Here is a 22,724-nt window from a genome sequence, read left to right on the forward strand (position 1 = left end):
GATCCCCTGCTCGGTGAACCAGTCGAGCCATTCACCACCGCGCTGCGCCTGTCGATCGAGGTCTTCTCCGGCGTCGGGATGGGCATGATCTCGCTGCGGGTCCCGCGGGACGGGGAACTGCCCGAGCAGATCCTCGAGGAGATCACCGGCGCCGACGAGGCGATCACCGGAGCCGAGGTGGACGCGTTCTTCGCCCGGCGGGCATTCCTGCGCGACACCTCCGACGACATGCTGCTCGCAGCCCGGCTCTCCACGGCGCCGGTATTCCTGGAGGCGCAGGCGCTGCCCGGGCCGGATGGCTGGCAGGAGGTGGGCGCCGCAGTGCGCCGCCCGGGCGGCCCGGCCGCCGTCATCGGGGTCGACGAGGTGATGCGAGCGCTTCTGGCGGGCTGCCGCGGCGAGGTGCCCTTGGGTGCCTTGATCCAGCTGCTGGCCACGCATCACGGCGTGGATGCCGACGCGCTGGCGCAGGCCGCGCTGCCGGAGGTGCGGGAGGCGATCGGCCGCGGAATCCTCTACCAGGCAGAATGACAGCTCTTTAGAGGATTGCTCGGTTTTGTTAGAGTAATCCTCGTGGTGCCGTCAAAGGGTAGGGGCGCGCGGGACCGACTACTGGCGGTCGCGCGACGACGGTTCGCGTCGGAGGGGACCATCGCCCCGACGCTCGACGAAATGCGGCGTGAGGCCGAGGTGAGCGTCGGATCGCTCTACCACCACTTTCCCGACAAGCCGGCGCTGGCGGCGGCGGTCTACGCCCAGGTCATGGCCGAGTACCAGGCCGGTTTCGTGGAGATGCTGCGCGGGCAGGACACCGCCGAAGAGGGAATCCGCGCCGGGGTGCGGCATCACCTGAACTGGATCGCGGCGCACCGCGGCGAAGCCGCACTCCTGCTGGGCGACCGGCTCGACAGCAGCGAACTGCAGGCGGCCAACCAGGACTTCTTCGCAGCCATCCAGGCCTGGTGGCGGCCACACCGCGCCTACGGCGTGCTTTCTGCCATCAATCCCGGCGTCACGGCCGCGCTGTGGTTCGGCCCCGCGCAGGAGTACGCCCGTCACTGGGTGGCCGGCGATGTTGCGGAGCTGGACAGCGAGGTTGTCGAGATATTTGCCGACGCGGCATGGAATGCATTGCAGGCCAAACCGATTGAGGAGGATTTTTGATGGACGAGCCCTTGTATCGCGGCATGGTGGCCGAAGGTGACGATCCGGCTGCGCCACAACGAATTGTGGTCGAGCGCCGCGGCGATCGCGCGGTGGTGACCCTCGACGAACCTGATCGGCTGAACGTCCTGTCCGCACCGCTGGTCCGGCAGCTCCGCCGGGCTCTGGAGGAGCTGGTGGCCGACAACGATATTCGCGCTGTCGTGTTGACGGGCGCGGACCCGGGCTTCAGTGCGGGCGGCGACCTGCGCATGATGCGTGCGGCCATCGAGAATCGGTACCAGGCCGAGGGCACTGCGGACGTATGGCGCTGGATACGACGCGAATTCGGAGGTATCGCCCGGCTCATCGCGGGTTCGGACACCGTCTTCGTGGCCGCCCTGAACGGTCCGGCCGCCGGTGTCGGCCTGGCCTGGGCGCTGACGTGCGATCTGACCATCGCCAGTGAGCGGGCGGTCATCGTGCCTGCCTTCGCCCGCCTCGGATTGATCCCGGAGGTCGGCACCAGTTGGGCGCTCACCCGGCGACTCGGCTATCAGGGTGCGCTGGCCTACTACCTCAAAGGCGAGCACATCGACGCCGAAACCGCGCAGCGGCTGGGCCTGGTGCACGAGGTCGTCGCCCACGAACAGCTGCTCGCCACCGCCGACGAATGGTGTTCCCGGGTCGCCGCGCTGCCGCCGCACGCGGTCGCGATGACCAAACCCCTGTTGCGGACCGCGGCCGACGCCAGTTGGAACGACGCGCTCATGCTCGAAGAGTTCGCCGAACCGACCTGTTTCACCACCGCGGCTTTCGCCGACAGCGTCGAGACCATGCTGTCCGGCGGGACGCGTGCGCGCTAGGTGTTTCTGATCTTGCGTGCGGTCACCACCGCATAGGGCGCGTCGAAGGCGACTCGGCCGTCGTCGTCGGTCTGTGCGCTCAGCGCCGCGGTGAAGGCGTCGAGCAGCCGGGTCCGCGTCGCGTCATCCAGCTGGCTGAGCAGGTTGACGTGCATCGGCGATTCGTCCGAGATGAATCGGACCGCCGATTCGACAGAGTCGAATCGCCATGTGTGTGAGTCGGTTTCGAAATGGACATCGTCGAATCCGATACCGAGGCGCGAATGCACGACATCGGGATCACCCCACTGATCGGGCGAGTAGCCGGCCGCTGGCGGCGCACCGAGGGTTTCCACGATCGGCGTGAAGAACGGGCTGCCGGCTTCGTCTCGGATCCAGGTGGAGAACGCGAAGATCCCGCCCGGGGTCAACAGCCGGGTGACCTCGGCGACCAGGCTGGTGGGCTCGACGAAGATGATCCCCATGTTCGACACCACGGTGCCGAATCCGCCGTCGGGCAAACCGGTGTGGGCTGCGTCGGCGACCACCCACTGCACGGCGTCGGCCCCCGGGCGCTCTGAGGCGATGGCGATCAGCTCAGCGGTGAGATCGACGCCGGTGACGTGGGCCCCGGCCTCGGCGGCGGCCAGCGCAGCGCTTCCGGTGCCGCACGCCAGGTCGGCCAGGGGGGTGTCACGGACCGGCCGCAGCCGGTCGGCGCTGGTGACGACCTCACCGGCGATGACGGCGATCTGTTCGGCGACGGCCTGATAGCGGCCGGCGGCCCAGTTGGTAGGCCGCGGGTCAGGGAGTTGTGGGTCTGGCATGCCGACGAGCCTAGATGGGGTACGCCGCGCGTCGAGTGGCCAGTTATTGCACGGTGCGCGCGTATCGGTGTGCGATAACTGGCCATTCGACGTCAACGGCGGGCATCACGGCTGGACGTATCCCGGCGGGTTGGGGGTGTCCACCCACAGGTCGACGCCGAGTTCGGACCCGGGCACGCAGTCGTACACCGACAGATCGGTGACGCCGTTCGCGAGCAGCACGTCCTCGCACAACAGGCTCTGGCCGGTGTACTCGCGTGCGGGCTTGTTGAAGATCGCGTAGGCCGCGTCGGCGTAGACGTCGGGCTTGCGGGCACGGCCCATGGCCTCGTCACCGCCGAGCAGATTCTGCACCGCTGCGGTGGCCACCAGGGTGCGCGGCCACAGCGTGTTCGACGCGATGCCGGCCTCGCGCATCTCCTCGGCGATACCCAAGGCACACAATGTCATTCCATACTTGGCCATCATGTACGCGGTCGGTTTGAGCCACTCCGACTCCAGTCGGATCGGCGGGGACAGCGTCAGGATGTGGGGGTTGTCCCGGCCCTTCATGTGCGGGATGCAGGCCTGCGACACGGCGTAGGTGCCGCGGATCTGGATCCCGTTCATCAGGTCGAAGCGCTTGAGCGGAACTTCCTCGATGGAGCCGAGATTGATCGCCGAGGCGTTGTTGACGCAGAGGTCGATACCGCCGAATTGGGCGACTGCTTGTTCTACTGCTGAGGCCACCGAGTCGCCGTCACGCACGTCTCCGACGATCGGCAGGGCCTGCCCGCCGGCCTCTTCGATCTCCTTGGCGGCCGTGTAGACGGTGCCTTCGAGCTTGGGATGCGGTTCGGCGGTCTTGGCGACCAGCGCGATGTTGGCGCCGTCGGCGGCGGCCTTCTTGGCGATCGCCAGGCCGATGCCACGGCTGGCGCCGGAGATGAACATGGTCTTCCCGGACAGAGTCATAGGGACACGATAGGCCGACCCAGTTGTATTGATCTGCCCGGTTCAGCCTCCGGGAGGGGGACGATGGACGTGTCGACAAATTGGAGGAGACATGAGTGTTGTCCCTGCAGGGTCCGTCCTGACCTGTGCCCACGAAGGCTGTGGATGCCGGATCCGCGTCGAGTCCGAGTGCCACTGCAAGGGCCCTGAAAGCAGTTACAAGTGCACGTGCGGAGCCGACATGGTGCCGGTCACCGAATAGCTCAGCCTGCCGCGTTGGGTTGCAGCGGCGGGCAGTTGCCTGCCGGATCGGCGACGAGTTCGAAATGCCACAGCTCGTTGGCGTAGATCTGGCAGAGCCCGAAGCGAGAACCGTTGGCGATCAGCCAGTGGTCGGCCTGCGGACCGCCGACATCGACCGCCTCGCCGGTCACGTGCCGGGACGCGGTCGGTGTCTGCACGTACTGACGGGCCGCCGCCAGGCTGCCGTACGTCTGCACCGCCTGATCGAGCAGTGACTGCTGGAAGTCGGCCGAGCGCCACCCCGAGTTGATCGTCATGGTCACGCCGTCGGCGGCCGCGGCATCGGCGGCGTTCTGAATGGCGGCCAGCAGGCGCGGGTCCAACCGGCCGATCGCGGGATTCTGCACGTCGTACGGGGTCAGGACCTGCCCGTCGGGCAGCGAGCCGTCCCCCTGGGTCATCGGGACGGGGTTGTCGACCAGCCGGATCTGCGGTCCGGCCGGTGCCGGCGCAGGCTGGCCGAGCAGGGCCGCCAGGGCGGCGACGCTCGAGGCCACAGTGGCGCCCACCAGCTTCGGTATCACTGTGCCCACACTACTGCGCCCGCCCCTGGGCCAGGCCGACCGCCAGGACCTCCACCAGCGCCTCGATCTCGGCGGGGTTCTTCAGGCGATCAGGCACCCAGGCCAGAGCGATCCGGGCCGGCGACCAGGTGCTCTCGTCGATCGGCACCAGCGTGAATTCCGGTGGCGAGAAGATCTTGCCGATCAGTGACTCGGGTGCGTAGGGCACCACCGCGACGAGGTGGCGATTGAACACCTGGGCGGCCATCTCCAGTTCACCGCCGAACTGGTTGGTGGTCCGCACGATGCGGGTCACCCCCCGGGCGTTGAGCGCACGGGTCAGGCCGGCCAGCATGACGGGATTGGGTCGGGCGAAGTCGATGACCACGTCGCGATCGCGGAGCTCCTCGATGGACACCAGGTCCCTGGTGGCCAGTGGATCGTCGAAACGGACCGCCACGGCGCCCTGGAAGGTGGCCACCACGCGGTAGTGCAGCCGCTTGTCGGCGGTGGGCAGATGGATCAGGCCGAGGTCGAGGTGGCCGGACACCAACTTGGCGGTCACCTCGGCGGCCGACCCCGGAACGCTGAACTCGGTCGGTGCCGGCAAGTTGGCGACGGCCGTCTGGACCTGCGCCACGAAATCCGACGGCGCGTAGGCGGTGGCACCGACCCGGATAGTGGCGGCTCCCTCGGTGAGCCGGGTCGCGGTGGCCTTCAATTCCTCGACCTGGCGCAGGATTTCGCGCGCGGGGCCGAGCAGTTTGGCGCCCAGTGGCGTCAGTCGGACCTCGTGGTAATTGCGCTCGAACAGCTGCCCGCCGAGTTCTGACTCCAGCAGCTTGATCTGCTTGCTCAGCGGGGGCGGCGTGATCATCAACCGGTCGGCGGCCCGCTTGAAGTGCAATTCCTCGGCGACCGCCACGAAGTACCTGAGTCTGGTGAAGTCCATGCGGTCTTTTCCGGCGTGAGGGCGAGGGGACCCACGAATCGTACGAGGGACGCCCGATCAGTCGCCGGTGGGCGTGGTGTTCAGCTTGCCGGCACGGCGCTCTGCGGCACTTCGAGCACGCCGGTTTCGATCAGCTCGTCGATGTCGGCGTCGTCGAGGCCCAACAGTTCGACGGCGATGTCGCGGGTCTGCTCGCCGAGCAATGGTGCCTGGATCAGCGGTGGATCAGCGACGCGATCCGAATGGATCTGCACGTTCTCCATCGTGAACGGCTCGTCGGCGTGGGGGTGCAACTCCTCGCGGAAGGCGCGGCGCTGCACGTAGTAGTCCCAGCCGGCGATGTCGTCGGCATGCAGCGCGGCGCCGGCAGGCACACCGGCACATTGCAGCTGCTCCATCGCCTCGGTCGCCGGGCGCTGTGAGGTCCAGGACCGCACCGCCTCGTCGATGCGGCCACGGTGAGTGTCCCGGCCATTGCGGGTGCCCAGTTGCGCGTCGGCGACGAGGTCGGGACGGCCGATCACTCCGCACAGGGCCTGCCAATCAGCGTCATCCCGGACGGTGACCGCCAGCCAGGTGTCCTCACCGGCAGCCGGGAACAGGCCCCACGGGGCATCGTGGATCGGCCGGGCCGAGGATTCGTGGCCGCGGCGCACCAGGACCTCCGCCGCGATCTCGCCGGCCAGATGGCTCAGCATCACCTCGGACTGCGCAACGCTGGCCGACCCCCCGGTTCCGGTGCGTTCACGGCGCAGCAGCAGCGCCAGCGCTCCGAGCGCGCCGATCCGGGCGGCCACGTGATCGGGGTAAACGGTGACCGTGTCGCAGAACGACTCTGGCTCATCCGGATACACCCACAGATCGGTGAACCCGGCGGCCGCCCGTACCAGCGGGCCGTAGCCCATTCGCTTGGCCCAAGGTCCGGTGGGCCCGAAGGCCGAACTGTCCACCACCACGATGCCGGGGTTGACGTCCTGCAACGTCTGGTAGTCCATTCCGAGCGTCTCCGCCACGCCGGGCTTGAAGTTGGTCAGCACGACGTCGGACATCGCGACCAACTGGTGCGCCAACGCCCGGCCCCGCGGCGTCCGCAGATCGATGCCGATCGAGCGCTTGTTGCGGTGGCCGGCAGCGTACGTCGGCGACATCGACGAGAGGTTGCCCCGCAGGCCGTCCGGGAACGCGGAGTTCTCGATCTTGATGACGTCGGCGCCGAGATCGCCGAAGAGTCGCCCGGTGTCGGACCCGACGACGATCACGCCGAGATCCAGCACCCGCACGCCTTCCAACGGAAGGCCTTCGTTGCGGCGGTCGCGGCCGGCGAGCAGCGGTGCCACATCGATGTGTCGAGGGCTCTGGTCGGACCGGGTCAGCGCGTTGGCCCGGTGCCCGTCGATCTCGACGACGCCGGCCGGCACGGGCGCCGATATTCCCCGGGCCAGCCCCACTTCGTGGAAGTAGCCGCGGCTCATGACCTGATCGGTGTCGAGAGTTTCGGCCAGCGTCAGCACCGCCGCCGTCGGCACCCCATGGCGCTGGCCGGCGACCTCCAACTCGGCCCGGGTCTGCCCGGCGCAGAACCGGCCGACACCGGCCAGCAGCTCGGGCGAGCTGAGCCGCACCTTGAGCCGGTCGAACGAGGGATCGGCGAACTCCTCGGGTCGTCCCATCCACTCGAACATGCCGTGCCACTGGCGTTTTGCCAGGAGGCAGATTCGCACGTGTCCGTCCTTGCACGCGATGATCGGGTACCGCAGTCGTTCGGCATTCCAGTTGCGTCGTTGGCGGCTCAACGCCACTCCGGCCGAGGCCGTCCCCACCGTCCCGTGCGGCGGATCGAGGGTCTGCATGGCGCCGTCGAGAATGGAGAAATCGATGAGATCGCCTTCGCCGGTACGCAATCGGTCCAGGTACACACTGACGGTCATCACCGCGGCCTGAGCTGCCGCCACGTGATAGGGCAGCTGCGCCGCCGGCGGCACCAGGGGCTCCCGCCCCGGGATGCCCGAGCGGGACAGCTCGCTGGTCAGCGCGTGCAGCACCGGGGTGGTGGCGTGCCAACCGCGATAGCTGGTGTCGCGGCCGAAATCACTGATGGACAGGATCACCAGGCCCGGATGCTCGGCGTGAATGTTGCGCGCCGCCAAGGCTTTCTCGGCCGCCGAGCCCGGCGGGGTGTCCTCGATCAGGATGTCGGCCCCGGCCAGCAGGTGAACCCAGCGGCGGCGGTCGTCGGGGATCGAGAGATCGACGACGACGGTGCTCATGCCGTACCGGTTGATCGCGGCGCCGACCGAGTCGGGATCGACTCCGCCACCCGCGGCGAGGCGATCGTCTGGTTCCTCGGTGACACCGGGCAGGTGCACCTGGGTCACCGAGGCGCCGAGGTCGGCCAGCAGGCGGCCGACCGCCGTCATCGGGCCGCGGGACAGGTCGAGGATGCATACCCCCGCCAGCGGCGGGTCGTAGTCGTCGGGGTTGGTCATCGCTCAGCTCCGGCGGGCCTGGCGGAACGGGATGTCACGATCGACCTCGGGTTCCTTGGCCAGGCCCAGTACGCGCTCACCGATGATGTTGCGTTGGACCTGGTCGGTGCCGCCGCCGATCGAGGTGAAGAACGCGTTGAGGGTCAGGAAGTTGATGTCGTCGGCCTCGAGGTTCTCGGGGCCGGCCAAAAGTGCTTCGGCGCCGATGATCTCGGTCTTGAGGCGCGCCTCGGCGTGCAGGATGTTCGACATGGCCAGCTTCCCGAGCGACATGATCGAGCTGGAAGTCCCTTGGGCCGCAGCGGCCTTGGCACGGGCGTTGTTGAGCGAGTTGAGTTCGCGCAACGCCAGCACGTCGGCCAGTTCCTTGCGGACTGCCGGATCCTCCAGGCGGCCGTGGTCGCGGGCCAGGCCGATGAGGTCGTCGGCCCGGGTGCGGTTACGTGAGCCGCGCCCGCCGTCGCCCATGATCGACCGCTCGTAGGCCAGTGCGGTCTGCAGCACCCGCCATCCATTGCCTTCCCCGCCGAGCAGGTAGGCGTCGGACACCCGCGCGTCGGTGATGAAGACCTCGTTGAAATGCGATTCGCCGGTGATCTGGACCAGCGGACGCACCTCGATACCGGGCTGGCGCATCGGAATCATGAAGAAGCTCAAGCCTTTGTGCTTGGGCACATCCCAGTCGGTGCGGGCGATCAGCAGCGCGTACTCGGACGTGGTGGCACCCGAGGTCCACACCTTCTGGCCGTTGACCACCCACTCGTCGCCGTCGCGGACCGCGGTGGTGCGCACGGCGGCCAGATCGGATCCGGCCCCGGGCTCGCTGTAGAGCAGGCAGGTGCGGGCCCGCTCGGTCAGGAACTCGCGCACCAGGTCGTTCTTGAGTCGATCGGTGCCGTACTTGAGCGCGGTGTTGGCCGGGATGCTGTATTTGTCCTGGCGCGCACCGGGTGCTTTGACCGCCCGGAATTCCTGCTCGATCACCGCCGCCAGTGCGTTCGGGTACGCCCGTCCGAACCATTCGGCGGGGTAGGTCGGCACCGCGTAACCCGCGTCGAGCACCTTCTCCAGCCAAGCCACCCGCTCGGGGGAGCTGACCCACGGATTCGTGGATTTCGGTAACCCTGACCAGTTCTGGGCGAGCCAGTCGCGCACCTCGGTGCGCAGTTGATCGGCGCCGGGCAGTTCGTCGGTGGTCATCGTCAGGCGCCTTTCGACGAGAGGTAGCGCTCGCGGTGCAGCCCCGAGCCGCCGAGCAGGTGCAGGCCGGTACGGGCCCGGCGCAGGAACAGGTGGGCCGGGTGCTCCCAGGTGAACGCGATGCCGCCGTGCATCTGGATCGCCGACAGGGCGGTCGTATGGTAGGCCTCGGCGCAGGCAAACCCGGCCAGACCGATTGCACCACTGGCTTTTCCGCTACCGGCGGCAAGTTCGGCCGCGGCATGCTGGGCGGCCGAGGTGGCCGATTCCACCTGAACCAGCAGGTCGGCTGCCATGTGTTTGAGGGCCTGGAAGCTGCCGATGGGGCGGCCGAACTGGATCCGGGTCTTGAGGTAGTCGACGGTGATGTCGAAGATTCGTCTGGCCCCGCCCACCTGTTCACCGGCCAGAGCGACCAACCCGAGGTCGAGGGCGTGCTGCACCGCGTCCCACCCGGCGGTGCCGAGGCGGCGGGCCGGTGCGGCGTCGAAGGTGTAGGTCGACAGCGGCACGGTCGCGTCGAAAACCGTTGCGGCCGTGCGCTCGAAACCGTCCGCGTCGGGTGCGATCTGGAAGACGCCGAAGTCTCCGTTGACGCGGGCCACCACCAGGACCACATCGGCAACCTGACCGTGGATGACGTAGTGGGCGTTGCCGGTCAGCGTGTGGTCGGTGCCTTCCGGGCCGTCGGTGGCCGAGGCGGCGCGCACCGCGACGCCCTCCGGCGCCCAGGTTCCCCGGGAGCCGGTCACCGCGACGGTGCCCACCGACGTGCCCTCGACCAGGGCCGGCAACAGCTGCTGCTTGTCGGCGTCGGAACCTGTCGCGTCGATCAGTGCCGACGCCAGCACTGCGCTGGACAGGAACGGTGCCGGCAGCAGCGCGGCGCCGGTCGCCTCCGCGACGGCCTCGAGTTCGAGGGCGCCCAGGCCGACGCCGCCGTACTCGGTGTCGACCAGCAGACCGGTCACACCCTGGGCGGCGAGCTTGCGCCACAACTCGCGGTCGAACCCGTCGTCGCTGCCCATCACCCGGCGTACGTCCTGTTCGGTGCATTCGTCGTGCAGCAACGCGGAGACCGCGGCGGCCAGTTCTGCTCGCTCGGCCACACTGATCGTCATGGGCGCCCGCCTTCCTTGTCGGGTCCCATGCAATCCGGCGGGGCTCGTGATGTAAATCACGGATTCGGACACCGGCACGTTTCCGATTGCGACATGCCGATGCCGACGACGGGCCGGATGCTTCAGGTGACGGCGATGTCGGCTGTCACCGCCGATGTCGCGCGGATCAGGTCCTCGGGGGACAGCGCGACGTCCAGGCCCCGCTTGCCCGCGCTGCAGAGCACCTTGTCGAAGGCAAGCGCCGAGGTGTCGACGACGGTGGGCAGGGGCTTGCGCTGGCCCAGGGGGGAGATCCCGCCCACGACGTATCCGCTGGAGCGCTGGGCTGCCACGGGGTCCGCCATTTCCGCCTTTGGAACCCCCAATGCGGCCGCGGCGGCTTTCAGCGACAGCTTGTGCGGTACGGGCACGACCGCTACCGCCAACCCTTTGGGCAGCGCGATCACGAGCGTCTTGAACACCTGTTCTGCGACGATGCCGTCGGCCGCCAGCTGGGCCACGGCCTCGTCGCCGAACGATTCGTTGCGAGGATCGTGCTGGTAGGCCACCACTTCGTGGTCGATGCCCGCCGCCACCAGAGCTGCGATCGCGGGTGTCGCTGCACGTGCCACGGCGCTCAGCGTAGCCGGGCAACGCGTGGACCACGGTGCGGGAACACAGTGACCATTGCATGCTGTTATTGCTCTCGACACCTGCTCAGCGCTACTCGTCGGTAGCACGCTCTAGGATCTAAGGAGGATTCTGGTGCCAACCGTATGCCTGGAACGGCCGGCGGATACCCAGTGGTATTCCGCGCCTGTTGGTGGCGCCGCGACAGAAGGGAAGGTGTTTCCCACGATGACTGACGTCGAGCAGGCCGAGCCTGACACGCCGCAGCCGACTGAAACCGATGCCGAGCTGACTGCGCGGTTCGAACGTGATGCCATTCCGCTGCTGGACCAGCTGTACGGCGGCGCCCTGCGGATGACCCGCAACCCCGCCGACGCCGAGGACCTGCTGCAGGAAACCATGGTCAAGGCCTACGCCGGCTTCCGGTCATTCCGTGAGGGCACCAACCTCAAGGCGTGGCTCTACCGCATCCTGACCAACACGTACATCAACAGCTACCGCAAGAAGCAGCGCCAACCTGCCGAGTACCCGACCGACGAGATCACCGACTGGCAGCTGGCTGCCAACGCCGAGCACTCGTCGACCGGTCTGCGATCGGCGGAGGTCGAAGCGCTGGAGTCGCTGCCCGACACCGAGATCAAGGCGGCGCTGCAGGCGCTGCCCGAGGAATTCCGGATGGCGGTGTATTACGCCGACGTCGAGGGCTTCCCCTACAAGGAGATCGCCGAGATCATGGATACTCCCATCGGGACCGTGATGTCCCGCCTGCACCGCGGCCGCAAGCAGCTACGTGACCTGCTGGCCGATGTGGCCAGGGATCGCGGCTTCATCCGAGGTCAGCAGCTTGGTGAGCCGGAGGAGGTGTCCTCATGAGCGGGGACCGTGAGTCGAATCGCGAGGACGAGCGCTGGAGCCCGCCGGTGGGACCCGTCGACCCCGAACATCCGGAGTGCGCCGCGGTGATCGCCGAGGTATGGACGTTGCTCGACGGCGAGTGCACGGCCGAAAGCCGTGACAAGCTCAAGCACCACCTCGAAGAATGCCCGGCGTGCCTGCGTCACTACGGGGTCGAGGAGCGCGTCAAGAAGCTCATCGCCGCCAAGTGCAGCGGTGAAAAGGCCCCTGAGGGGCTGCGGGAACGGCTGCGGATCCAGATCAGCCAGACCACCATCATCCGGGGCTGACCAGGCGCTCGGCCTTGCCGGGACCGACGACAAACCGCCCGATCTCCGAAGGGAGTCGGGCGGTCACAGTCTGCCGAAGCGGCTAGCGCACTGACTTCGAACCGGCGTTGGGGCGCTTGCCGTGGTTCGCCTTCGAGTGCTTGCGGTCCCGCTTCTTGCGGCCACGCTTGGCCATGATGATCCTCCAGATGGTGTAAGAACTTGCTCCCTAGTGTCTCATGCCCCGGGGGCGGCGCTGTCCACCCGGGGTTGTGGTTCGATATAGGCCGCAGAAGTAGTCGGGTTAGCGCCGGAGTGAAGTGGGGTGAAGATGGCCGAGGACGTTCGCGCCGAAATCGTGGCCAGTGTGCTGGAGGTCGTGGTTCACGAGGGCGATCAGATCGGTGCGGGGGACACCCTGGTGCTGCTCGAGTCGATGAAGATGGAGATCCCGGTCCTGGCTGAGGTTGCCGGCACCATCACCAAGGTCAACGTCGCCGAGGGCGACGTGATCCAGGCGGGCGATCTCATCGCGGTGATCGACTGACTCGGTTCGTTTCCCTGCTTCCGGTGGACGGTGGTCTCTCTGCTCCTCGCGTGCGCGGTGCCTGATGTCTACCCTCGGTGACCTGCTCGCCGAACACACGATGCTGCCCGGCAGCGCCGTGGACCACCTGCATGCGGTGGTCGGGGAGTGGCAGCTGCTGGCCGACCTGTCGTTCGCCGACTATCTGATGTGGGTGCGCCGCGACGACGGCGTGCTGGTGTGCGTCGCGCAGGTGCGGCCCAATACCGCCCCCACCGTCTTGTTGGCCGACTCGGTCGGCACGCTGGCCGCGGCCGCCGACCTTCCCGTCGTCACCTCGGCCTTCCAGTCAGGTGCGATCGGCCGGGGAAGCGGTGGCACACAACGACATTCGCCGGACCTTCCCGGTCTGAACGTGGAAGCGGTTCCCGTGCGGCACCGCGATCACGTGGTCGCGGTGTTGACGCACCAGACCGCGCTGGCCGCCCGTCGGATGGCCAGCCCGCTGGAGGGCGCCTACCTGGACTGTGCGAGCGATCTGCTGCACATGCTGTCCGAGGGCACCTTCCCGAACGTCGGCGATCTGGCCATGTCGCGTTCCAGCCCACGGGTGGGCGACGGTTTCATCCGCCTCGACAAGGTCGGCGACGTGGTGTTCGCCAGTCCCAACGCCATCTCGGCCTATCACCGCATGGGCCTGGCGTCCGAGCTGGACGGGCACAATCTGGTCACCGTCACCCGGCCGTTGATCTCCGACCCGTTCGAGGCCCAGGAACTGGCCAACCACGTCCGCGACTCGCTGGCCGGAGGCTCCAGCATGCGCATGGAGGTCGACGCCGGCGGTGCGGCGGTACTGTTGCGGACCCTGCCGTTGGTCGTGCATGGCGCCGCGGTCGGAGCCGCCGTCCTGATCCGCGACGTCACCGAGGTCAAACGGCGTGACCGCGCGCTGCTGAGCAAGGACGCCACGATCCGGGAGATCCACCACCGGGTGAAGAACAACCTGCAGACCGTAGCGGCTCTGTTGCGACTGCAGGCGCGCCGGACCAACAACCTGGAGGCCCGCGAGGCGCTGATCGAATCGGTGCGACGGGTGTCGTCGATCGCGCTGGTGCATGATGCGTTGTCGATGTCGGTCGACGAGGAGGTCAACCTCGACGAGGTGATCGACCGGATCCTGCCGATCATGAACGATGTCGCGTCGGTGGACACCCCGATCCGGATCAACCGCGATGGCGCCCTCGGCGTGCTCGACGCCGACCGTGCGACGGCGTTGATCATGGTGATCACCGAATTGGTGCAGAACGCCATCGAGCATGCCTTCGACGCTGACACGCCCCAGGGTTGCGTGACCATCAGGTCCGAACGTTCGGCCCGCTGGCTGGATGTCGTGGTGCACGACGATGGGCGTGGCGTGCCTGACGGGTTCAGCCTGGAGAAGTCTGACCGGCTCGGCCTGCAGATCGTGCGAACGCTGGTCACCGCGGAATTGGACGGCTCGTTGGGTATGCACGACGTGCCATCCGGGGGAACCGATGTGGTGCTGCGGGTGCCGATCGGCAGGCGCAGTCGCGGCATCCAGTGAGTCCGGTCGCGGGCCACAGGGCGTTCACCGTGGGACGCCAGTACCACTGAAGCAATTACCCAGTTGCGTCAATAGAAGATGTGATGACAATTACGCAATTTGCTGTAGCGAATTGTTCAAAAAATAAGCTATGGCCCCGACATTGTCGGGGCCATAGCTTGCGTCGGGGATCTGAACCGAAAGGTCAGACTCCGGTGCGGGCCTTGGTGCGGGCGTTGCGACGCTTGAGCGCACGACGCTCATCCTCGCTCATCCCGCCCCACACGCCGGCGTCCTGGCCGGAGTCCAAGGCCCAGGTGAGGCACTCAGTGGTTACGGGGCAACGGTTGCACACCAGCTTCGCGTCGGCGATCTGAGCAAGCGCCGGGCCACTGTTTCCCACGGGGAAGAACAGCTCCGGATCTTCGTCGCGACAGACGGCCTTGTGGCGCCAATCCATAAGATCAAACTCCTCGTTAGACATGTCATGTGTGCGCGGCAAAGCGCACCAGATTTTCTTCGGCTGTTAACGCGTGCACACGAATGTTTCTGCACTGTTGCATTGATGCTTTCACAGGCTGAACAGATGTCAATAGCATTGAGTTAACACGTGGGCAATGTCACTGGGTGGGGCGGTGACCAGAACCCTCACTCCTGTGTACTACACTCTGGATCTAGCTGCGCCCTAATTCCACCCTAGGCGGTGTGTTTGCGCAGGTCAATCACTTTTATTCGTCGGCGCGACGACGCAGAGCGCCTCGGGAACCGACGTGAACGTCATGGTTTCGCGCGTGCCGATGTAATCTCCGTCAATCTGGCAGGCGGCAGGCGTGGTGCTCGTCACGGTGACCGATGAGACGTTGTCATCGCGGATCAGGTGCTTGGCTTCGAGGCGGGGCTTGCGGGACACCATCTGGCGGACCAGCCGCAGATTCGACCAGATGTTCATGCTCGTGGTGGCGAACACTCCCAAGCCGGTGTCGAACGTGGTTTCGGGGTTCGTCCACACCGGGCGGCTGTTCGCATACGTCCAGGGACTGGAGTTCGACACGAACGCGAAGTGCACCCCGGCAACCGGGTCGGCGCCCGGCAGATGCAACGTCAACGTCGGTGCCCGGCGTGCGGTCGTGAGGAACTCCCGCACCGCCACCCGGATGTAACGCGACGCTGTGACTTTGCGTCCCTTCGCGCGTTGGGCCTCTACGGCGGCCACCACGTCACCGTCCACGCCCATCCCGGCGGTGAACACGCCCCAGCGCTCACCGCAGTCCATCAGGCCGATGCGGCGCCACGGGCGTCCCATCCGGTAACCGCCGAGCAGGTCGACGAGTTGGTTGGTGGCCTCGATCGGATCGGGGCTGATGCCCAGCGCCCGGGCGAAGACGTTGGCCGAACCGCCGGGCACGACGGCGACCGCGGGCGCCAGGGCGGCGTCGGGACGGGTTCCGCAGTCACCGAGCAGGCCGTTGACGACTTCGTTGACCGTCCCGTCTCCACCGTGCACGATCAGCACGTCCACACCGTCACGTGCGGCATCGCGGGCGATCTCGATGGCGTGACCTCGGTGATTGGTGTGTTCGACGGTCAGCGTCACCCGACTCTCCAGCGCGTGGGCGAGCAGGTCACGCCCGGCCGGGGTGGTCGAGGTCGCGTTCGGATTGACGATCAGCACGGCACGCACGGGGCATGAGCCTAACCGGGCAAGGTGTACGGCAGTTATTCGTGAATCTGTCCATCCAGGTAGCGCCACCGATCGCCGACCCGCTCGAAACGGCTGCGTTCATGCAGGATGTGCCGGCTGCAGTCGTGGACGTACTGGGCGCGAAACTCGACGACGCCTTCGGTGTCGTCTTCGCCTCCCGACTCTGTGTCGACGATCTGCAACCGCCGCCACACGATGTCCCCGTCGAGGGAGAGGTCGGCGGGACGGGTGTCGGGATGCCAGGAGGTCAACAGGTAGTCGACGTCGCCGACGGCGAACGCGCTGAACCGGGACCGCATCAGGGCAACGGCTGTCGGGGCCTGCTGCGCGCCGGTGTGCAGCAGGCCGCAGCACTCGGCGTAGGCCAGGCCGGTGCCGCACGGGCAGGGTTGGTCGGTCACGTGGCCAAGTATCCCGGTCTGTCGTGGGCCCCGCCCTGCACGCCGCCTGCACGCCGCCTGCACGCCGCCCTGCGCGCCGAGATCGACGTGAGGGTTGTGTTTTCTGCCCAGCCGCGACCCTGGCGTCGATCTCGACGCCGAAAACCAGCATCAATGGCGTGGCCTGTGCGCCGGTGTGCCTTGCCGCCAGGGGCGCGGGCGTCGGTACCGTACAGGACGTGACCGCACGCCGATTACTGCTCGTCAACGGACCGAATCTCAACATGCTGGGCACCCGCCAGCCCGAGATCTACGGCTCCACCACGCTGGCTCAGATCGAGCAGCGGGTGGCCGAACTGGCGGCCGAGTTCGGTTTCGAGGTCCGCGCCGTGCAGAGCAACCACGAGGGTGCGCTCGTCGACGCCATTCAGGCAGCCAGGCAGGACTGCGTCGGCATCATCATCAATCCGGCGGCTTACAGCCACACCTCGGTGGCGATCCGCGATGTGCTCAGCGCCGCCGAACTGCCGGTGGTCGAGGTTCACCTGAGCAACATCCACACGCGCGAGGCGTTCCGGCATCACTCGTACGTGTCGGCCGTCGCCGAGGTCGTCATCGCCGGCGCGGGCCCGGCCGGCTACGAATACGCGGTGCGGTACCTGGCGGAGCGGAAGTCGTGATCCAGCCTCCCGCCATCCGGTACGCAGGTTTTCTGACCGCGGCCGAAGGAATCGCCGCGCTGATCATGGCGGTCGTGCTTTTGACCCGGGCGCTGGGTGGTGCGGATCAGCACATCGTCAGCGGGTACGGCACAGCGATCTGGTTCCTGCTGATCGGTGGCGGGGTGCTCGCGGGTGGCTGGGCGCTGATCACCGCGCGGTACTGGGGCCGGGGGATCGCGGTGTTGGCCAACCTGCTGTTGCTGCCCGTGGCCTGGTACGTGATCACCTCGCACCACGTGGTGTACGGCGTGCTGGTCGGGTTGCTCGCCCTGATCACCCTGGGTCTGCTGTTCAGCCCGTCCTCGGTGGACTGGATCGCCCGCCGCGACTAGCTGCGCTGCTCGGCCGCCAGGGCGGAAAGCTCTGGGCCCGACACCCGGTAGGTGGTCCACTCGGTCTGCGGCTTGCCGCCCACGGCGTCATACAGCGCGATGGCGTTGACGTTCCAGTTCAGCACCGCCCAGGTCATCCGGCTGTAGCCCTGTTCGACGCATTCGGCTGCCAAGGTGGACAACAGCTTTCGGGCCAGCCCGCGGCGCCGGAAGGCCGGACGCACGTAGAGGTCCTCCAGGTAGAGCCCGGCGACACCGTCCCACGTGGAGAAGTTCAGGAACCACACCGCGGTCGCGGCCACCTGCCCGTCGACCTCCAGCATGTGCGCAAAGGCCACCGGTCGGTCACCGAAAAGTGCTGTGTGCATCTGCTTTTCGGTGACAGTGCACTCGTCGGAAGCACGTTCGAACTCGGCCAACTCGCGGATCATCGCAGTGATCTCGACCTCGTCGCCCGGTCGCGCCCGGCGGATCAACTCGCTCATGTCGCCCCTAGTCCAGTCAGGATGGTTCTGAATTTCGTGGTGGTCTCGTCGACTTCGTCATCGGGATCGGATTCGGCGACAATACCGCCGCCGGCACTGGCCAGGGCCGTGTATCGATCCGCGGACAACACTGCACACCGGATCGACACCACCCAGCGTCCATCGCCGCTGCTGTCGCACCAGCCGACAGCGCCGGCGTAGAACCCGCGATCGCCCTCCAGTTCGCCGATCAGTGCGGCGGCGCGGTCGGTCGGCACCCCGCCGACCGCCGGGGTAGGGTGCAGTGCGAGCGCCAGATCGATTGCCGTCGTGCGTTTTTCGCGCAGTCGGCCGATGACGGGGGTGCTCAGGTGCCACAGTGCGTCGGTGCCGTGCAACTGTGGTTCCTCGGCGATCTGCAGATCGACGCACAACGGCTCCAGCGCCTGGCGCATCACGTCGACCACCAGCTGATGCTCGTGACGGTTCTTCGCCGAGGCCGCCAGCGCAGTCGCGTTGGCCGCGTCCACGGCAGGATCGGCCGAGCGTGGTGCCGACCCGGCGAAGGGCTGGCACATCACCGTCTCGCCCTCGCGCGCCACCAACAATTCGGGGCTGGCGCCCACCAGGGCGGTGCCGGCGTTCGCGCCGCCCGCCGGGGACAGATCGGCCAGGTAGACCGTGGCGGCCGGGTCGGCGTCGGCCAGTCGGCGCAACACGGTCCGGACGTCCCACGCGGAATCGGCGGACAGGCGCAGCGAGCGGGCCAGCACCACTTTGTCGATCGGGATCTGCGGGTCCCGCAGGCGCCGGATCGCCTCGGCCACCCGCGCGCGGTGCACCGATCCCGGTGGCAGGGTTTCGCGCTCCACCACTGCTGGGGGCGGATTGACGGGCCAGTCCGGGAGCGCATCGGTGAATCGGACCGCATCGGGTTCATACAAGGCGGCCGGTGTGGCCGGATCAAATGGCAACGCACCCAGCACTATTGGCGTACCCGACCGCAGCGCGGCCTGGGCATCGGCGATATCGGCGAATCCGGTTCGTACGCCCTCGGCCAGGACGGCGCCGTTCGGCCCGGCCAACACGAATGACGGGTTCACTGCGACAGACACGGGTTGGGGTGGCCGGTCAGCCCGAGCGCGGTGATCTGACGCACGCCGTGCTCGAATCCGCACACTGCCAGCGAAGCCGGCACCATCGACAGCCGGATCCCTTCGGACACGGGTAGTTCCGCCCAGCGGGTCAACATGGCACGGGAGAAATGCCCGTGCCCGACGAACACCACGTCCCGGGTGGCCAGATGCTCCAGCGCCGTGCCGACCGCGCGGTCGGCACGGGCTGAAACCTGATCGACGCTCTCGCCGCCGGGACACCCATGGGTCCACACCAGCCAGTCGGGCACGCTCTCGCGGATCTGAGGCGTGGTCAGTCCCTCGTAGTCGCCGTAATCCCACTCGGACAGATCGGGGTCGATCTCGTCGACGTGCAGTCCGGCCAGTTCGGCGGTGTCCAGCGCGCGGCGCCGCGGGCTACTGATCACCAGTGGCTCGGTCAACTGCAACTCGGCGAGTGCCGGGCGGGCCAGCACGGCCTGCTCCCGCCCAGTTTCGGTCAGGTCCTGCTCGGTGCGGCCGGTGTGCCTCCCGGTGGCCGACCACTCGGTCTCGCCGTGTCGGAGCAGGATCAGGCGGTGCAGGCGGTCGCTCACACCGGCGATTCTGCCGCACGTTCCGGCAATGCCGCCGGGAGCGTGCTTGGATGAAGGTGTGACGCGAGTATTAGCGGTCGCCAATCAAAAGGGTGGGGTAGCCAAGACGACGACGGTGGCGTCGCTGGGTGCGGCGATGTCCGAGCAGGGTCGGCGGGTGCTGCTGGTCGATCTGGATCCGCAAGGCTGTCTGACGTTTTCATTGGGCCATGACCCGGACAAGCTGCCGGTGTCGGTACACGAGGTGTTGCTCGGCGACGTCGAGCCGGGGGCGGCGCTGGTCGAGACGGCCGAGGGGATGACGCTGCTGCCGGCCAACATCGATCTGGCCGGTTCAGAGGCCATGCTGCTGATGCGGGCCGGGCGGGAGTATGCGCTCAAGCGGGCTCTGGCCAAGGTTTCCGACGATTTCGACGTGGTGATCATCGATTGCCCGCCATCTCTGGGCGTGTTGACGCTCAACGGCCTGACCGCCGCGAACGAGGTGATCGTGCCGTTGCAGTGCGAGACGCTGGCGCACCGCGGCGTGGGCCAGTTCCTGCGCACGATCTCCGACGTGCAGCAGATCACCAATCCCGAGCTGGCGCTGCTCGGCGCGCTGCCGACGCTCTACGATTCGCGCACCACCCACAGCCGTGACGTGCTGTTGGATGTCGCCGACCGGTACGAACTGCCCGTGTTGGCCCCACCGATTCCCCGCACCGTGCGGTTCGCCGAGGCCAGCGCATCGGGATCCTCGGTACTGGCCGGCCGCAAGAGCAAAGGCGGGCTGGCTTACCGCGAGCTCGCCCAGGCCCTGCTCAAACACTGGAAGTCCGGCAAGAAGCTGCCGACCTTCGCACCCGAGGTGGTCTAGGGCGCTACTTGACCTTGCCCCGTGGACAGACCTGATGCTGACGACATGAACCAAGACCTGCTGAGCATCGGGGAGTTCGCGGCGACGGGGCTGTCGCCCAAGATGTTGCGTTCGTATGCGGCATCGGGCGTGTTGGTGCCGGCCGCGGTCGACGCGCTGACGGGGTACCGGTACTACTCCCGGGCCCAGGTTGCCGAGGCGCGCACAGTGGGGTTGCTTCGGGGAGCGCGGATACCGGTCGCAGGCATCGCAGAGTTCCTGCGCAGCCCCACCGAACAGCAACTGGCCGCGTGGCAGACGGAGCTCGATGATGAGTACGCGCGCCGCCGCGAGGCACTGGGAGTGGTCCGCAGTGTGCTACTCGCCCAACCTTCTCCAGTGGCAGGGGGCCGCTGGTCCGACGAGAGGACGATCTCCATGGCTTCGGTGTTACGGTCCGCGACGGCCACCGATCAGGGCCCGGTGCGGGAGAGCAACCAGGATTCCCTGCTCGCCGACGGCATTCTGTACGCGGTGGCCGACGGTTTCGGACCCGAAGGTGACCACGCCAGCCGGATCGCGGTGGAAGCGCTCGCCGCCGGTTTCACCGCCGCACCCGACCGCGACGGCCTGATCGGAGCGGTCCAGCAGGCCAACGAGCAGGTCTTCGCCCATGTCAGCGCATCGGGAACCAGTTCGGGCGCCACCCTGACCGTGGTGGCGATCTTCGGCGACGAACAGGGTGGGCCCCTGGCCATCAACATCGGGGATTCGCCGCTCAACCTGATTCGGGAGGGCGCCATGAGTCAGCTGACCAACGATCACAGTGTCTCCGGTGAGCTGGTGCGGGCCGGTGAGATCACCCGCGAAGAGGCCCGCTTCCACCCGCACCGTCATCTGCTGACGCGGGCGCTGGGTATCGGCCCCGCCATCCGGCCCGAGCTGTTCGATCTGGAGTGTCGTCCGGGAGACCGGCTGTTGATCAGCAGTGACGGGTTGTTCGCCGGTGCCGATGATGCCGACATCATCGACGCCGCCGCGGAGGACGACCCCGAGGTCGTTGCGCAGCGGCTGGTGCAGGTCGCCAACGACGCCGGCGGCAGCGACAACACCACGGTGATCGTGATCGATATCGGCTGAGCCGGACGCCCGGATCAGTTCGCGCCGAGGGCCACCAGTTGCGTGCCGCGCTGTTCGAGCACGGTGTCACCGGCCGCCACCGGCACCACCGGCGACACGCTGGGGGTACGCGGCAGCGCGATGTGCCGCTGGCCGGCGCCGGTCTCCTGATCGAAGACGTCGTAACCGTCGCTGACCGGAACCAACAACCGACCGGCCATCACCGTGGCGGGACCGACGGGAAGGTGCGGCCCCGACGGGCTGACGGTGAACTTGTACTGAAGGCCGGAGCCTCCGTTGGTGCCGAACACCAGGACCGAGTCGCCGGTCCACCAGGTGATCAGGTCCCCGGCGCGGGTGGTCGTCGACTGCGGCGCCGCCGGCTTGGCCAGCGGCAGGCTGGCAAGCGTCTTTCCGGTCTCGTCGATGACGTTGACCATCGGCCTCGGTGTGGGCAGATACACCGCGGTCGTGGTGCCGGACACCGCGATCACCTTGGCCCCGGACTCGTCGGTGATGTCCTGCAGTTCGACGTAGCGCACCTCGGGAGTGTCTTCTTCGTCGGCGGGGCGCAGCAGCGTCAACCGGATGAACTTGCTCTTCGGGCACGATTCCAGCACCGACACCGCCGAGGAACTCGCTGCTGTCGACAGTTGGCGGCATACCGGTGATGCCGGCACGTCGGGCTTGATGCGGGCGTCCAGCGCACCGTAGGACAGCATCCGGACCATGTCCGAGCGCCACAGCTCAAGGCGACTGTCCCCGGCCGAGAGCACCGTGGAGCCGTCGGACGACAGCTGGACCTCGGGGTCGGCATAGGCAGTGCGGGCCGGACCGCGCCTGCCGGTCTTGCCGTCGACGGTGCTGACCTGGCCGCAGCCGCGAGCATCGGGATACACCGCGACCGCGTACTGGTACACCGCCGTCACACCGCACAGTTCGAGGTCGCGGGCATAACTCCACAGCACGGCGCCACTGACAGGGTCACGGCCGGCGACGGTGGACCCCTCGGCGGTCACCACCGATCCGCCGGCGAGCACGGGCTCGGTGGTCCGGGGGCTGTCGGCGGTCCACAACTGTTGCAGGCCGGCCGGTACCTCGCGGGCCGGCGTCAGGTAGGGAACGGGCGCCGCAGCAGGCCTGCTGGTGGTGGCCCTGGCGTCACTCGTCCACCAGATCAGGCCGGCCGCCAGCGCGACGATCGCGACGATTGCCACGGCGGCGGCCATGTCGCCGCGGGTGCGGCGTTCGGGTTTGACCACTGACCGGTCTTGTCTGGCGTGC

The 22,724-nt window shown here is 67.6% G+C and carries 28 protein-coding genes; 12 read left to right on the top strand and 16 right to left on the bottom strand.

Annotation, left to right across the window (positions count from 1 at the left end; genetic code table 11):
• From A5779_RS01190 to A5779_RS01200, 3 genes are all read left to right on the top strand, one after another.
• The coding region (locus A5779_RS01190; RefSeq protein WP_461786796.1) for a DUF7782 domain-containing protein at positions 1 to 531 on the top strand (531 nt) is incomplete at its 5' end.
• A 45-nt stretch (positions 532 to 576) separates the two neighbouring features.
• The gene (locus A5779_RS01195) at positions 577 to 1,164 is read left to right on the top strand and encodes a TetR/AcrR family transcriptional regulator (RefSeq protein WP_064878183.1); all 588 of its coding nucleotides are present in this window, start codon (positions 577 to 579) and stop codon (positions 1,162 to 1,164) included.
• A complete protein-coding gene (locus A5779_RS01200) occupies positions 1,164 to 2,009 on the top strand; it encodes an enoyl-CoA hydratase/isomerase family protein (protein WP_174554264.1) in 846 nt (281 codons plus the stop codon). Before A5779_RS01195 ends, A5779_RS01200 begins: the two co-directional genes overlap by 1 nt.
• On the opposite strand, the gene A5779_RS01205 is transcribed toward A5779_RS01200, so the two are convergent.
• Both A5779_RS01205 and A5779_RS01210 read right to left on the bottom strand, forming a co-directional pair.
• Complete coding sequence (locus A5779_RS01205) at positions 2,006 to 2,815, bottom strand: class I SAM-dependent methyltransferase (RefSeq protein WP_064878139.1); 810 nt, start codon at positions 2,813 to 2,815, stop codon at positions 2,006 to 2,008. The genes A5779_RS01200 and A5779_RS01205 overlap by 4 nt on opposite strands.
• A gap of 105 nt (positions 2,816 to 2,920) precedes the next feature.
• Positions 2,921 to 3,769, bottom strand: coding sequence for an SDR family oxidoreductase (locus A5779_RS01210; protein ID WP_064878141.1), 849 nt, complete (start codon positions 3,767 to 3,769; stop codon positions 2,921 to 2,923).
• 91 nt (positions 3,770 to 3,860) lie between these two features.
• Here A5779_RS01210 and mymT point away from each other — a divergent pair, with 91 nt between their 5' ends.
• Positions 3,861 to 4,010, top strand: a complete 150-nt coding sequence (gene mymT, locus A5779_RS34355) for a copper-binding metallothionein MymT (protein WP_082941470.1) — start codon at positions 3,861 to 3,863, stop codon at positions 4,008 to 4,010.
• A 1-nt stretch (position 4,011) separates the two neighbouring features.
• On the opposite strand, the gene A5779_RS01215 is transcribed toward mymT, so the two are convergent.
• The 6 genes from A5779_RS01215 to ybaK form a co-directional block, all read right to left on the bottom strand.
• Positions 4,012 to 4,452 carry a M15 family metallopeptidase gene (locus A5779_RS01215; protein WP_082941473.1) on the bottom strand — a complete coding sequence of 147 codons (441 nt, stop codon included), beginning with the start codon at positions 4,450 to 4,452 and terminating at the stop codon, positions 4,012 to 4,014.
• Positions 4,453 to 4,585: 133 nt separating this feature from the next.
• Positions 4,586 to 5,506 carry a LysR family transcriptional regulator gene (locus tag A5779_RS01220; RefSeq protein WP_064878143.1) on the bottom strand — a complete coding sequence of 307 codons (921 nt, stop codon included), beginning with the start codon at positions 5,504 to 5,506 and terminating at the stop codon, positions 4,586 to 4,588.
• A gap of 80 nt (positions 5,507 to 5,586) precedes the next feature.
• Positions 5,587 to 7,992 carry a CaiB/BaiF CoA-transferase family protein gene (locus A5779_RS01225; RefSeq protein ID WP_064878145.1) on the bottom strand — a complete coding sequence of 802 codons (2,406 nt, stop codon included), beginning with the start codon at positions 7,990 to 7,992 and terminating at the stop codon, positions 5,587 to 5,589.
• 3 nt (positions 7,993 to 7,995) lie between these two features.
• Positions 7,996 to 9,192: an acyl-CoA dehydrogenase family protein gene (locus tag A5779_RS01230; RefSeq protein ID WP_064878147.1), complete on the bottom strand. Its 1,197-nt coding sequence runs from the start codon at positions 9,190 to 9,192 to the stop codon at positions 7,996 to 7,998.
• 2 nt (positions 9,193 to 9,194) lie between these two features.
• Positions 9,195 to 10,313, bottom strand: coding sequence for an acyl-CoA dehydrogenase family protein (locus tag A5779_RS01235; protein ID WP_064878149.1), 1,119 nt, complete (start codon positions 10,311 to 10,313; stop codon positions 9,195 to 9,197).
• A 122-nt stretch (positions 10,314 to 10,435) separates the two neighbouring features.
• Positions 10,436 to 10,924 carry a Cys-tRNA(Pro) deacylase gene (gene ybaK / locus A5779_RS01240; protein ID WP_064878151.1) on the bottom strand — a complete coding sequence of 163 codons (489 nt, stop codon included), beginning with the start codon at positions 10,922 to 10,924 and terminating at the stop codon, positions 10,436 to 10,438.
• Between the two features lie 226 nt (positions 10,925 to 11,150).
• On the opposite strand from ybaK, the gene A5779_RS01245 reads away from it, so the two are divergent.
• Positions 11,151 to 11,795 carry a sigma-70 family RNA polymerase sigma factor gene (locus tag A5779_RS01245; protein ID WP_055112066.1) on the top strand — a complete coding sequence of 215 codons (645 nt, stop codon included), beginning with the start codon at positions 11,151 to 11,153 and terminating at the stop codon, positions 11,793 to 11,795.
• Complete coding sequence (gene rsrA, locus A5779_RS01250) at positions 11,792 to 12,106, top strand: mycothiol system anti-sigma-R factor (protein ID WP_055112068.1); 315 nt, start codon at positions 11,792 to 11,794, stop codon at positions 12,104 to 12,106. The genes A5779_RS01245 and rsrA overlap by 4 nt, the downstream gene beginning before the upstream one ends.
• Before the next feature lie 82 nt (positions 12,107 to 12,188).
• Here the strand turns inward: rsrA and A5779_RS34925 are convergent, their stop codons facing one another.
• The gene (locus A5779_RS34925) at positions 12,189 to 12,281 is read right to left on the bottom strand and encodes a 50S ribosomal protein bL37 (protein WP_003882799.1); all 93 of its coding nucleotides are present in this window, start codon (positions 12,279 to 12,281) and stop codon (positions 12,189 to 12,191) included.
• A 135-nt stretch (positions 12,282 to 12,416) separates the two neighbouring features.
• Between A5779_RS34925 and A5779_RS01255 the strand changes: the two genes are divergently transcribed.
• Both A5779_RS01255 and A5779_RS01260 read left to right on the top strand, forming a co-directional pair.
• Entirely contained in the window at positions 12,417 to 12,632 is a 216-nt protein-coding gene (locus A5779_RS01255) for a biotin/lipoyl-binding carrier protein (RefSeq protein WP_055119839.1), read from the top strand.
• 64 nt (positions 12,633 to 12,696) lie between these two features.
• Complete coding sequence (locus tag A5779_RS01260) at positions 12,697 to 14,196, top strand: two-component system sensor histidine kinase PdtaS (RefSeq protein WP_064878153.1); 1,500 nt, start codon at positions 12,697 to 12,699, stop codon at positions 14,194 to 14,196.
• Positions 14,197 to 14,380: 184 nt separating this feature from the next.
• Here A5779_RS01260 and whiB1 read toward each other — a convergent pair whose 3' ends face one another.
• From whiB1 to A5779_RS01275, 3 genes are all read right to left on the bottom strand, one after another.
• A complete protein-coding gene (gene whiB1, locus A5779_RS01265; protein ID WP_003882795.1) occupies positions 14,381 to 14,635 on the bottom strand; it encodes a transcriptional regulator WhiB1 in 255 nt (84 codons plus the stop codon).
• Positions 14,636 to 14,893: 258 nt separating this feature from the next.
• A complete protein-coding gene (locus tag A5779_RS01270; protein WP_064878155.1) occupies positions 14,894 to 15,856 on the bottom strand; it encodes a diacylglycerol/lipid kinase family protein in 963 nt (320 codons plus the stop codon).
• Between the two features lie 35 nt (positions 15,857 to 15,891).
• Positions 15,892 to 16,278, bottom strand: coding sequence for a YchJ family protein (locus A5779_RS01275; protein WP_064878157.1), 387 nt, complete (start codon positions 16,276 to 16,278; stop codon positions 15,892 to 15,894).
• 218 nt (positions 16,279 to 16,496) lie between these two features.
• Here A5779_RS01275 and aroQ point away from each other — a divergent pair, with 218 nt between their 5' ends.
• Both aroQ and A5779_RS01285 read left to right on the top strand, forming a co-directional pair.
• Positions 16,497 to 16,937: a type II 3-dehydroquinate dehydratase gene (gene aroQ / locus A5779_RS01280; RefSeq protein ID WP_064878187.1), complete on the top strand. Its 441-nt coding sequence runs from the start codon at positions 16,497 to 16,499 to the stop codon at positions 16,935 to 16,937.
• Positions 16,934 to 17,311 carry a hypothetical protein gene (locus A5779_RS01285; protein ID WP_064878159.1) on the top strand — a complete coding sequence of 126 codons (378 nt, stop codon included), beginning with the start codon at positions 16,934 to 16,936 and terminating at the stop codon, positions 17,309 to 17,311. The genes aroQ and A5779_RS01285 overlap by 4 nt, the downstream gene beginning before the upstream one ends.
• On the opposite strand, the gene A5779_RS01290 is transcribed toward A5779_RS01285, so the two are convergent.
• Genes A5779_RS01290 through A5779_RS01300 form a run of 3 tightly spaced genes read right to left on the bottom strand, consistent with a single transcriptional unit; the run spans position 17,308 to position 19,486 of the window.
• On the bottom strand, positions 17,308 to 17,796 hold the full coding sequence (locus tag A5779_RS01290) for a GNAT family N-acetyltransferase (RefSeq protein ID WP_064878161.1): 489 nt from the start codon (positions 17,794 to 17,796) through the stop codon (positions 17,308 to 17,310). The two genes, A5779_RS01285 and A5779_RS01290, sit on opposite strands and share 4 nt — an antisense overlap.
• Positions 17,793 to 18,878, bottom strand: a complete 1,086-nt coding sequence (locus tag A5779_RS01295; RefSeq protein WP_064878163.1) for an isochorismate synthase — start codon at positions 18,876 to 18,878, stop codon at positions 17,793 to 17,795. Before A5779_RS01295 ends, A5779_RS01290 begins: the two co-directional genes overlap by 4 nt.
• Positions 18,875 to 19,486: an acid phosphatase gene (locus A5779_RS01300; protein WP_064878165.1), complete on the bottom strand. Its 612-nt coding sequence runs from the start codon at positions 19,484 to 19,486 to the stop codon at positions 18,875 to 18,877. The genes A5779_RS01295 and A5779_RS01300 overlap by 4 nt, the downstream gene beginning before the upstream one ends.
• A 28-nt stretch (positions 19,487 to 19,514) precedes the next feature.
• Between A5779_RS01300 and A5779_RS01305 the strand changes: the two genes are divergently transcribed.
• Together A5779_RS01305 and A5779_RS01310 are read left to right on the top strand one after the other, a co-directional pair.
• Positions 19,515 to 20,342, top strand: coding sequence for a ParA family protein (locus A5779_RS01305; RefSeq protein ID WP_055112086.1), 828 nt, complete (start codon positions 19,515 to 19,517; stop codon positions 20,340 to 20,342).
• Between the two features lie 45 nt (positions 20,343 to 20,387).
• Positions 20,388 to 21,461 carry a MerR family transcriptional regulator gene (locus A5779_RS01310; protein WP_082941472.1) on the top strand — a complete coding sequence of 358 codons (1,074 nt, stop codon included), beginning with the start codon at positions 20,388 to 20,390 and terminating at the stop codon, positions 21,459 to 21,461.
• A gap of 14 nt (positions 21,462 to 21,475) precedes the next feature.
• On the opposite strand, the gene A5779_RS01315 is transcribed toward A5779_RS01310, so the two are convergent.
• Positions 21,476 to 22,702, bottom strand: a complete 1,227-nt coding sequence (locus A5779_RS01315) for an Rv3212 family protein (RefSeq protein ID WP_064878167.1) — start codon at positions 22,700 to 22,702, stop codon at positions 21,476 to 21,478.
• Positions 22,703 to 22,724: the final 22 nt, after the last annotated feature.

Source organism: Mycolicibacterium peregrinum, assembly GCF_001665625.1.
In the GTDB taxonomy this organism is placed as follows: Bacteria; Actinomycetota; Actinomycetes; order Mycobacteriales; family Mycobacteriaceae; genus Mycobacterium; species Mycobacterium peregrinum_B.